The 11,029-nt window shown below is 70.3% G+C and carries 10 protein-coding genes; 3 read left to right on the top strand and 7 right to left on the bottom strand.

Translation table 11 applies throughout. The features are described from left to right. The first annotated feature begins 63 nt into the window (after nucleotides 1–63). A complete protein-coding gene (locus tag FHX82_RS34780) occupies nucleotides 64–1,221 on the top strand; it encodes an ABC transporter substrate-binding protein (protein ID WP_145933453.1) in 1,158 nt (385 codons plus the stop codon). Nucleotides 1,222–1,274: 53 nt separating this feature from the next. Here FHX82_RS34780 and FHX82_RS34775 read toward each other — a convergent pair whose 3' ends face one another. The 5 genes from FHX82_RS34775 to FHX82_RS34755 are packed head-to-tail and all read right to left on the bottom strand — an operon-like array spanning nucleotide 1,275 to nucleotide 7,162. Continuing rightward, entirely contained in the window at nucleotides 1,275–2,804 is a 1,530-nt protein-coding gene (locus tag FHX82_RS34775; protein WP_145933452.1) for an AMP-binding protein, read from the bottom strand. Continuing rightward, on the bottom strand, nucleotides 2,801–3,613 hold the full coding sequence (locus FHX82_RS34770) for an SDR family oxidoreductase (RefSeq protein ID WP_145933451.1): 813 nt from the start codon (nucleotides 3,611–3,613) through the stop codon (nucleotides 2,801–2,803). The genes FHX82_RS34775 and FHX82_RS34770 overlap by 4 nt, the downstream gene beginning before the upstream one ends. A 40-nt stretch (nucleotides 3,614–3,653) precedes the next feature. After that, a complete protein-coding gene (locus tag FHX82_RS34765) occupies nucleotides 3,654–4,901 on the bottom strand; it encodes a cytochrome P450 (protein WP_145933450.1) in 1,248 nt (415 codons plus the stop codon). 4 nt (nucleotides 4,902–4,905) lie between these two features. Next, the gene (locus FHX82_RS34760; RefSeq protein WP_183177021.1) at nucleotides 4,906–6,360 is read right to left on the bottom strand and encodes an AMP-binding protein; all 1,455 of its coding nucleotides are present in this window, start codon (nucleotides 6,358–6,360) and stop codon (nucleotides 4,906–4,908) included. 37 nt (nucleotides 6,361–6,397) lie between these two features. Then, nucleotides 6,398–7,162: an SDR family NAD(P)-dependent oxidoreductase gene (locus tag FHX82_RS34755; RefSeq protein ID WP_145933448.1), complete on the bottom strand. Its 765-nt coding sequence runs from the start codon at nucleotides 7,160–7,162 to the stop codon at nucleotides 6,398–6,400. Nucleotides 7,163–7,281: 119 nt separating this feature from the next. On the opposite strand from FHX82_RS34755, the gene FHX82_RS34750 reads away from it, so the two are divergent. Together FHX82_RS34750 and FHX82_RS34745 are read left to right on the top strand one after the other, a co-directional pair. Continuing rightward, entirely contained in the window at nucleotides 7,282–8,454 is a 1,173-nt protein-coding gene (locus FHX82_RS34750) for a thiolase family protein (RefSeq protein ID WP_183177020.1), read from the top strand. 32 nt (nucleotides 8,455–8,486) lie between these two features. After that, entirely contained in the window at nucleotides 8,487–9,296 is an 810-nt protein-coding gene (locus FHX82_RS34745) for an enoyl-CoA hydratase/isomerase family protein (RefSeq protein ID WP_145934772.1), read from the top strand. A 47-nt stretch (nucleotides 9,297–9,343) separates the two neighbouring features. Here FHX82_RS34745 and FHX82_RS34740 read toward each other — a convergent pair whose 3' ends face one another. Beyond that, nucleotides 9,344–9,775, bottom strand: coding sequence for a nuclear transport factor 2 family protein (locus FHX82_RS34740; protein WP_221216929.1), 432 nt, complete (start codon nucleotides 9,773–9,775; stop codon nucleotides 9,344–9,346). Next, entirely contained in the window at nucleotides 9,775–11,001 is a 1,227-nt protein-coding gene (locus FHX82_RS34735; protein ID WP_145934774.1) for a cytochrome P450, read from the bottom strand. The genes FHX82_RS34740 and FHX82_RS34735 overlap by 1 nt, the downstream gene beginning before the upstream one ends. Nucleotides 11,002–11,029: the final 28 nt, after the last annotated feature.

Below are 11,029 nucleotides of genomic sequence, written 5' to 3'. Positions count from 1 at the left end.
GTGTTCATCCAGTGTAGTGTCCATCAGTGAATCTGGACCACTCTCGCACGGAAAGAGAGCGCTATGGCGACCAAGGACGGTATGCCGGTCGACCCGCCCGAGCTGCGCCCCTTCGACCTCCACCCGTACCGGATCGGAGTCATCAACGACTTCCCCGGTATCGCGGGTGACCTGGCCGACGACTGGGTGCGGGCGATGGAACTCGCGTTCGACGAGGCGTACGCGTCGCGGCGTATTTCGCGGTCGGTGGAGATCGTGCGCAAGGAGCTCTACGGCCACCCCTACCAGTCGGCGTACTCCGGCCAGGCCGTGTACCGCGAGCTGGTCGAAAAGGAGCACGTGCTGGGCGTCATCGGCCCGATGAAGACCGATGACTCGCTGGCTGTGCAGTCCGAGGTGGAGAAGCTGCACGTGCCCTACATCTCGATGTGCGGCAGCGAACACGTGGGCGGCCCGGAGGTCTTCGTCTGCCAGCAGGGGAACCTGCCCGACGAGCCACCGGTCGCGCTGGACTGGCTGGCCGCCAAGGGGATCACCACCGTCGCGCTCGTCGCCGAGAACAACGCGATCGGCTACGAGTACATGGACTACTTCCTCGACAACGCCCCGCAGCGTGGTGTCGAGGTGGTCGCGCTGTCGACCTCGATCGCGCAGGCCGACGACCTCGACCACATCGCAGCGGAGTTCGAGCGGCTCAAGCGATCCGGCGCGCAGTGCCTGGCGTACTGGGGCTTGGGGCACAACAACACCAAGCTCAACCCCGCCCTGGAGAAGGCGGGCTGGGAGCCCGAGGTGAAGGTCATGTCCAGCGCCTTCGTCACGGCGGCGATGGGTGAGCGCTGGGCGAGGGCGCTCGACGGCTGGGCCGGCCTGGACCAGTTCGACGAGCGCAACCCGCACTACCAAAGCCTGCTCGACCGCTACGAGAAGCGGTACGGCAAGCGCCCCAACAACGCCATGTTCCCCTGCGGCTACGACATGGCGCGCGTGATGGTGGAGGCGCTGGCCCGGCTCAAGTACATGGCGCCGTCCGCGGTCACGAAGGGTATCGAGCGGGTCCGCCGGCTGCCCGCCGCCGCGGGCGCGCCCGGCACCTACATCTCGTTCGGCCCCTGGGAGCGCCGCGGCTACCGCGGAGAGTACCTGGTGGTGCGCCGCGCCGAGAACGGCAAGTCCATTCTGGACGAGACCTGGGTGGAGAAGGTGCACAACCGGACGTAGCCCGGAGCGGGGCGCCGGCATCCGTCCCCGGAAGGTGCCGGCGCGCTCTTCGCTCAGTCTTCGCGGGTGATCTCGATCCCGGCGGCCAGCCGGTCCCAGGTCGCGGGGCCGGTGCCCCGGGCGCGGAGCAGATACTTCTCGATCTTGTTGCTGCGCGTGCGCGGCATGGACTCGACGACCTCCACGTAGCGCGGGACGGCGAAGTAGGCCAGCCGGGTGCGCAGGTGCTCCACCAGCTCGGCGGGGTCGGGATCCGCCGTCCCGCTCGAGGTCACGAACACCAGCACGTCCTGGTCGCCGTGCTCGTCCGGCACGCCGACGCACGCCGCCTCGGCGACGGCCGGGTGGCTCAGGACCTCCCGTTCCACCTCCAGGCTGGAGATGTTCTCGCCCCGGCGGCGCAGACTGTCCTTCTTGCGGTCGATGAAGTAGTAGTCGCCGTCCTCGTCGACACGCATCAGGTCCCCGGTGTGGAACCAGCCGTTGCGCCACGCCCGCGCCGTCTCCTCCGGGCGCCCGTGGTACTCCGTCGTGATCACCCACGGCACCGCGGAGCGGATGATCAGCTCGCCCGGCTCCCCCACCGGCACCGGCAGGTCGTGCTCGTCCACGAGCCGCACCTCGGTGATCTCGTGCGGGCGTCCGCAGCTCGTCCACTTCGTCCGTCCCGGCTGGGTCGCCAGCACCGCGGGCGCCTCGGTCATCGAGAAGGACCCGACGATGTCCTCGAGCCCGTAACGGCGCATGAACGCCAGCGGGTCCGGCGGCGGCGGGTTGGCACTGACGTACCGCAGCGGGTTGTCCGCGTCGTCGGGCTTCGGTGGCTGGGCGGCGAGGAAGTTCACCATCGAGCCGACGAGGACGCTCATCGTCACTGCGGCCTCGCGGACGACGTCGAGATACCGGGAGGCGGTGAACCGGGGCCGCAGCACCGAGCGCGCGCCCGTGCTGAGCGGGAGGAAGACCGTGTTCATCCCGCCCACATGGAACAGCGGCAGATCCGCGAGGAACACGTCCTCGGGACCGGTGCGGTGCCGGTGATGCAGGCCCTGGTAGTAGGCGGCCAGGAAGGTCGTGACGGCACCCTTCGCCCGGCCGGTCGTACCGGAGGTGTACACGATGGCGTGCGGATCCCACACCTCGATGGACCGGGTCAGCGGCGGCTCCTCCGCATCGCCGTCCACCAGCGCGCCGGGGTCCAGGCGCGGCAGGCCGGGGGCCACCTCGGCCAGCCTCCCGGCGTAGGGCGGTTCCGTGACGGCGAGGACGGCGTCGGCCTCCTTCACGACGTCGGCGAGAGCCGTGCCGCGGGCGGCTGTGTTGACGGGCACCACGACGGCGCCCAGGAAGGACGTGCCCCACCACGCCCGGAGCCAGCCAGGCCCGTTGCCGAGCATGACCAGGACGCGGTCGCCCTGGCGAACTCCTTGTGCCGCAAGGATATTCGCCGCGCGTACCGCGTTCGTCCGCGCGTCGGCGAAGGTCCAGCCGCCGTCTCCGAGATCGACCGCCGCGGCAGTCGGCGTCCGGGCGGCCCAGTGGTCCAGAATATCCCGGATCACGGCCTGGCCGGCGCCGATCATGCCGCGGTCCAGCCGCCGTCGACCGTGACGACCGAACCGTTGACGAAGCTCGCCGCATCCGAGGCGAGGAAAAGATGCACCCGCGCGACCTCGTCCGGGGTGCCCTTGTGCGTGTTGGTCGCCTGGATGCTGGGGCCCCAGCCGGCGAGCCAGCCGCCCGCGGGCGGCCCGGGCGGCTGGGGCGCGTCCGGGTCCGCGGACCGGATCGACCCCGGCGCCACGCCGACGCACCGGATGCCCGAGTCGCGGTAGGCCACCGCGATGTGCTTCGTGAGGCCCACCATCGCGTGCTTGGTGCAGGTGTAGGCGACACCGCCGCGCGCACCTTGGAACCCGGCGATGGAGACGGTGTTCACGATGACCCCGCGGCCCGCCTCGACCATCGAGGGCAGGACTCGTTTGCTCAGCAGGAACGGCGCCGACAGGTTGACCGCCAGTACCCGGTTCCACTCGTCCACGCTGGACTCGGTGACCGACGTGAAGCTGCCGATCCCGGCGTGGTTGATGAGCACCTGCACGGGTCCGTACGCCGCTTCGGCACCGGCGACGGCCTGTTCGACGCCGTCCGGGGTGGACAGGTCGGCGACGACCGCGGTGGCCGTGCCCCCGTCCTTGGTGATCAGGTCGACGGTCTCGTGCAGCGTGTCGGCGGCGACGTCGACCGCCACCACGCGTGCACCCGCCCCGCCGAAGGCACGCGCCAGCGCCCGGCCCGCACCCCAGTACGGGAGCCCGCCCGCGCCGGTGACCAATACGGTCCGGTCCGCCAGCCCGGGTACCGTCGCGGGACCTCCGGAAACCTGCACCATGACATCTCCATTCAGTCGGTCTGCGCACCTGACGTGCGAGTCAGCGGTCCCAGGCGACGGTCAGCCGTTCCGGCGCGCGTTTGAGCGCGGTGTCGATGTAGGCCACTTCGTCGTCCACGACTCGCAGCGGGGGGAACTGCGTGGACAGCAGCCGGAAAGCCGTTTCCAGCTCGGCGCGGGCGAGATGCGCGCCCGCGCAGAACGTGGGCCCGGCGCCGAATGCCAGGTGCCTGCCCGCGTCGGGCCGCATGATGTCGAACACTCCGGGGCGTTCGAACTTGCGCGGGTCGCGGTTCACCGCACCGATGATGGCGGTCACACGCTCACCGCGGGGGATGACGTGATCGCCGATCGGGACGTCGGCAACCGCCGTGCGCGCGTACAGCTGGCGGCCCGACGAGTCGTACCGGAGGATCTCCTCGATCGCCCGCGGGACCAAGCTCGGATCGGACCGCACCAGCGCCCGCTGCCCGGGAAACCGGTCGAAGGCGATCACCCCGTTGGCGAGCACGTAGGCCGTGGTCTCGTGTCCGCCGGTGTGCAGCAGGATGCACTGTCCGACGAGTTGCTCGTCCGTCATCGGCTCGTCGTCGGCAGCGTTGGCGGCGACCAGGTCGGAGATCAGGTCGTCGGTCGGCTGCCTACGCCGTGCCGCGAAGATCCCGGTGAAGGCGTCCAGGCACTCCTGCGCCTTGCGGTCGGCCTCCCGCAGCAGCGACTCCGGATGGTCTCCCGGCTCCTGGATGTCGAGCATTCCCTCCGTCCACCGGACGAACGCCTCGGTGGTGCTCGCCGACATCCCCATGACGCGACAGATCACCTGGGTGGGCAGGTGCACGGCGAACTCGGACACGAAGTCGAACGTCTCGCGTTCGCGAAGGGGCTCCAGCAGGTCGCGTGCGGTCTGTTCGATGCTCGCCTGCGACTGCCGGACGCGTGCCGGGGTGAACGCCTTGTGCACCAGGCGCCGCAGCCGCGCATGTTCGGGATCGTCCCGGAACATCATGCCGCTGAGGAAGACCCGCGTCGCCAGCGGCAGCGATTCCCACGCTTGCGCGCGAGCAGCCGGGGGCGTCAGCGCGAGCGGGTCACGGCTGAAGCACTCTTCCTTCGCGAACTGACTCGCCTCGTCCCAGCTCGTGATGAGCCACAGCGACTGGTCGCTGCGATAGACCGGGTCGTGCGCGCGCAGTCGCTCGTAGAAGGGGTACGGATCCTGCGAGATCTCTGCCCGGCGAGGGTCGCCCGGCGTGAGGTAGATGTTCACCTCGTCATTGAGAGCGGACATCCGGTCAACCTCCGTTCGTGAACAACTTCGCCACCGCGGCCCGGTCCACGCGGCCCGCCGATTTCGGCAGCTCGTCGACGACTTCCCACAGCCGCGGCCGTTTGTGGCTCGCCAGCCGTTCACGCGCGAACTCCTCCAGCGCGGCTTCCGTGACCTCACCGGCCACCGCGGCGGCGATCCGGCTGCCCCACTGGGCGTCCTCGACGCCCACGACGCAGACGGCCCGTACGCCCTCGTGTCCGAGCAGGATTCGCTCCACCTCGGCCGGGTAGACGTTCTCGCCGCCGCTCTTGACCATGTTCGTGGACGTGCCGGCGAACGAGAGCGAACCGTCCGCTTCGCGGACGCCGAGGTCCGTGGTGTGGTGCCAGCCGCCCTCCCAGCGCCGCGTCATGTCGTCGCCCCGGTACCCGGCCATGACGAGGGGGCCGCGTACGACGACCTCGCCGACCTCGCCGGGATCGGCCTCCTCGAGGGTGCCGGGCCGCACGACCCGGACCGGCGCCACGTGCTGTGGCCAGCCGACGTTGCCCACCGGCGCGCCGGTGCCGAGCGCGACGCTGGTCACCAGGCCGGTGACCTCGGTCTGCCCGTAGCCCGTGGACGTGCCCAGCGACTCCCCCGCCCAGACCGGACGCGACGTCATGGCCGTCCAGCGGTCCAGGATTTCGCTGCCGGACAAGGCGGGCGTGCGCAACGTCGAGAGCTTCAGTCCCCGCTCCTCGGCGGCCGCCACGATCTGGGGCACCGACGCGGGCACGAGGTACGCGCCGGTCACCCCGAGCCGGTCGACCAGTTCGGCGAACTGTTTCGGCTCCATGCGCGGCAGGACCACGGTCCGCGCGCCCACCAGCCAGTGCGCGAGGACGTACTGGAACGTCCCGACATGGGCGAGCGGACCGGATGCCAGGTAGACCTCACGCGGTGAGAGCTGGTCGCGGGCGGACAGCAGCAGTGACTGCAGGATGAGCCCGCGGTGGGTCAGCTGCGCCCACCGCTGCCGCCCGTCGAACGCTCCGGTACCGATCACGAGGACCGGCTCGTCCTCGAGCGCCTGGTCCTCGGGCGGGGTCCGCCCGTCGCACAGCGCGGCCGCCGCGCCAGGCCCGTCGAGGACCACCCGCGGGCCGAGCTGGGCGAGCTGGTCCTCGCGCTCGGCATCGGTCGACTTCGCGTGCAGCGGCGCCAGTGCCGCGCCCAATCTGCCCGCGGCGAGCAGCGCGACCGGCAACCAGGCCGAGTTGCCCCCTGTCCAGGCGACGACGTCGCCGCGCGCGACACCCCGGGCAGCGAGCCCCGCGGCCAGCTCGCCGGCCTGCTGCGCGAGTCCGGCGTGCGTCCAGACGCTGTCCTCGTCCTCGACCGCGGTGGCGTCACCGAAGCGGCGCGCGTTGTTTTCGGCGATGTCGCCGAGGGTCAGTGCGTGGATCGAGCGCGCCGTGCGCAGATCGGTTCCCACCGTGAAACTCCTTCGTTTCGTCGCATCCGGCACCGGATCAGCTGAAGCGCTGCGCCCCGTCGATGCGGATGACTTCGCCGTTCAGGTAGTCGTTGTCGACGATCTGCATGACCAGCTTCGCGTACTCGTCGGCCGACCCCATCCGTTTCGGCGCGGGGATGCCGGGCCCCCATTTGGCCTGTGCCTCTTCCTCCGCCATCCGGTAGGCCGGCGTGAAGAACGTCCCGGGCGCGATCGTCATGACGCGGATCCCGAGTGGCGCGAGGTCGCGTGCGCCGACGAGGCCGAGCGACACCACACCGCCCTTCGCGGCCGAATAGTCCGACTGTCCCACCTGGCCCTCGAACGCCGCGATGCTCGCGGTGTTGATCACCACGCCACGCAGGCCGGAGTCCAGCTCGGGCGCTCCGGCCATCGCCGCAGCAGCCTTCTGCATGAGCGAGAAGGTGCCGACGAGGTAGATCTCGGTGGTGCGCCGGAACGTCTCCAGCGGGTAGGTCGCTCCCTTGCGGTTGACGACCCTGGCCTTCGCCACGGGGCCGCTGTGCACGCAGACCGACACCCGCACCGGGCCCAGTTCCGCGGCCGCGTCGACCGCCCGCCGCACGTCGTCCTCGTCGGTGACGTCGGTGCGCACGAAGATCACCTTCGGCCCCAGTTCGCCGGCGAGGGCCTTGCCCCGGTCCTCGTCCAGGTCCGCGATCACCACCGACGCACCGGCCCCGGCCAGCCGCCGGACGCTCGCCGAACCCAGCCCGCCGGCCCCACCCGTCACGATCGCGGAGCCACCTTCGATGCGCATCTTCCGCCGACCTCCCATCTGTTGACTGAACTGAGCGTACATAGAATAGTCGGGTTAGTCAGTCTCTGGCGCTGTGTTTTTCGCGTCGGACGAGCAGACCACGAGGAAGGCGGGAACCGATGGCGGAGGCCTGGATCCTCAGCGCCGTGCGCACGGCGGTCGGCACAGCACACAAGGGAACTCTGCGCGACACGAGCGCGCTGGAGCTCGCGCGCGTCGCGGTCGACGCCGCCCGCACCCGGTCCGGCCTCGAACCGGAACGGTTCGACGACGTCGTGTTCGCCGAGTCCTACTACGGCGGCGGGGACATCGCGCGCCACGCCGCGATCGAAGCGGGACTCGTCAACGTCGGCGGGCAGGCCGTGAACCGGCACTGCGCGGGCTCGCTCACCTCCGTGGCGAACGCGGCGGGCTCGATCATCGCCGGCATGGACGACGTGGTCATCGCGGGCGGGGTCCAGTCCTCCTCGACCGCGCCGGTGCAACGCTGGCGCGTGCCGGGCACCGAGGAGTACCTCGAACCGTGGTGGAGCCCCACCCACCCCGACTCCCCCACGGCGCCCAACTGGGACATGACGATCACGGTCGGCTGGAACACCGCGCAGGCCATCGGGATCAGCCGGGAGGAGATGGACCGCTGGGCCTACCGCTCGCACCGGCGGGCGGTGGCCGCGATCGACGACGGCACGTTCGCCGAGGAGATCGTGCCCGTCAAGGCCATCCTCCCCGACGGCTCGATCACCGAGTTCGCCGTCGACGAGCATCCGCGCCGGGATTCGACGCTGGAGAAGCTGGCGTCCCTGAAACCGTTGCACCCAGAGATCGAGGGCTTCTCCATCACCGCGGGCAACTCCAGCGGAGTCAACGACGCGGCCGCCGCGCTCGTACTCGGCAACGCGGACACCGCCAGGTCCTATGGCGGCACACCGTTCGGTCGCGTGCGCGGCTGGGCCTGGACGGCCGTTCCCCCGGAGCGGACCGGTTCCGCCGTCCTCGACGTCATCCCGAAGGTACTGCGCCGCACGGGGTTGACCACAAAGGACATCGCACTGTGGGAGATCAACGAGGCGTTCGCCTCGGTGCCGGTCGCCGCTTGTCGCGAGCTCGCCCTCGATGAGGAGAAGGTCAACATCCACGGCAGCGGGTGCAGCATCGGCCATCCGACAGCCGCGTCGGGCGCGCGCATGCTGACGACGCTCGTCCACGATCTGCGCCGGCGTGGTGGCGGCCTCGGAGTCGCCGCCATGTGCGCCGGTGGCGGCCAGGCCGGCGCCGTGCTCGTCGAGTGCTGAACCGCGGAAACCCCTTGACAGAAAAGGCTTTCATGACCGACCCGAATCCGGCCGTGACCGGGACCCGCCCGCTCGTCCTGCTCGGCGTACGCGACCACATCGCCACCGTGAGCTTCAACCGGCCCGAGCGGCACAACGCGGTGGACAACGACGTCGCCTACGCATTCACCGACATCCTGCGCGAGCTGCACGAAAGGCCTGGCCTGCGCGCGGTCATCCTCCGTGGCGAAGGGAAGTCCTTCTCCTCCGGGCGCGACACCAAGGCGCTCGGCGGCCGCCCCGGCGGGGAAACGGACCTGGAGTTCGTCGCCAAGTTCCAGAAAAACATCACGCTGATCTCGACGATGCCGGTGCCGGTGATCGCCGCGCTCAAGGGCTGGGTGCTGGGCGGCTCGTTCGAACGCGCCCTGCACTGCGACGTCCGGATCGCCGCGACCGACGCCAAGATGGCGCTGCCGGAGGTCGGGCACGGGCTCGTGCCCGACACCGGCGGCGTCTCGCGGCTGCGGGCGCTCGCCGGCCCGGGCATGGTGAAGGACCTGGTGCTGACCGGCCGCACGCTGACCGCCGAGGAGGCCCTGACCGCCGGGATCGTCTCGCGGGTCGTGCCGCCCGAACGGCTCGACGACGAAGCGTGGCAGGTGGCGTCGCTCATCGCCTCACGCAGCCCGCTGGCGGTTCGCCTTGCCCGCCAGATCATCGACGACCTCGACCGCGAGGCCCACGCTTCGGCGCTGCGGCAGGAAAACCTCGCGCAGGCGCTGCTCTTCGCGTCCGAGGACTACCGCGAAGGCAAGGCAGCCAGAGCCGAGGGTCGTCAACCGGAGTTCCGCGGGCGCTGAAAGAGCGGTGTGTCCCGTCCGGGCGGAACGGGACACACCGCTTCCACTCACGCCTGCTCGCCCTCGTTCTCGACCGGTCCGACCCGGATCCGCCGGACGGCGAACCGCCAGCCTTCGGGGGTGCGCACCACCTGGTCGCTGTTGCTCCCGGCGAACAGGATCGTCCACCCCTGCCCAGCGGGGGCAACGAACGCCAGCGAGGAGAACACCTCGGCGCTGTCCCCGGACGTGAACTCGATGTCCACATTGGACATGATGTGCTGGCCGCCGTGCGCCGCCGACCACGCCTCGTTCGTCCAGAACGAGGCCATGTACGAGGAGATCGCGGCCTTGCCGGACTGGACGCCCTCCACCCCGTCGAGGACGCCGTCCGCCACGAACAGCTCCGCCGCGTCGTGGACCCGTCCACGGTCGAAGTAGCGGTTGTAGCGCGCCAGCAGCCGGGTGATCTCCAGCTCGTCCTGCACCGTCGCGGCCATCACGCACGCAACCGCACGGGCAGGCCGGACACGCAGTTCACCATCACGCTGTCCATCTTCTCCGGCTCACCGGCCAGTTCGGTGCGCGGGAAACGGTCGAGCAGCTCCTCGAACACGATCCGCGTCTCCAGGCGGGCCAGCTGGGCGCCGATGCACAGATGCGGGCCGTAACCGAAGGCCATGTGCTCGCGCGCGTTGGGCCGCGCGACGTCGAAGCGGTACGGGTCGTCGAACACGCTCTCGTCGCGGTTCGCCGCCCAGTACGCCGCATACACGGGGTCTCCCGCCTTGATGACCTGGCCGTGCAGCTCGACATCGGTGAGCGCCGTGCGCATGTTGTAGCGCGCGACCGAGACGTACCGCAGCATCTCCTCGACCGCGTCGCGGACGAGTGAGTGATCGGCCCGCAACCGGTCGAACTCGGCGGGGTTCTCCAGCAGGGCCAGCATCCCGCCCGCGATCAGGTCGCGGGTCGTGTGGTTGCCGGCGGACAGCAGCGTCCAGCTCCACATCAGTTCCTCGGCCGGGGTCAGGGAGTCACCGTCGAGCTGCGCCTGGACCAGCGTCGTGAGCAGGTCACGGCCCGGGCTCTGCCGCCGCTCTTCGAGGCGCTCCTCGAAGAAGTCGTACATCTCCACCATCGCGGGCACGGGGCTCTCGCCACCGATCTCGGTGCCCATGAAGACCGCGTGCGTCCACTCGTGGAACTTCTGCTCGTGGCGACGGTCCGCGCCGAGCAGCTCGCACATCACGTAGCAGGGCACCGCGGCGGCGATCAGCTGGACGAAGTCGACGACCTGCCCGTCACCGGCGGCGGCCAGGCGCTCCCGGACGATGTCGCGGATCCACGGCTCGAACGAGTTGACCTGCTTCATCGCCAGATGCGGGCTGATCAGCTTCCGGTGCCGTGAATGGTCCGGCGGGTCCATCCACATGACGTGCTGGGTGAGGAAACGGCTGTCGTCCTTCGGGAGCTCTTCGGGATCGGCCGAACGGAACGCCAGCAGGGTCCCCTGGGTGCTGGTGAACTCGGCCGGACTGCGCAGCACCCGGCGTACGTCCTCCATCCGCGAGACCACCCAGAACTCCCGGGGATAGGCAGGACGCGGGTCACGGAGATGAACGGGCTCCTCGGCGTGCAGCCACCGGACGGCCTCGCGCAGGTCACCGGTGAAGAACGAAGGGTCTTCGGGGGCGACCCGCGGGCGGGCGGAAATCTGGGTCATGAGGACGTGAACCTCCTTGGTCACAACG

It is taken from the genome of Amycolatopsis bartoniae, assembly GCF_014191255.1.
GTDB classification, from domain to species: Bacteria; Actinomycetota; Actinomycetes; order Mycobacteriales; family Pseudonocardiaceae; genus Amycolatopsis_E; species Amycolatopsis_E bartoniae.
Note: the sequence above shows the minus strand (reverse complement) of the source record. Positions and strands in the feature narration are given on the sequence as shown.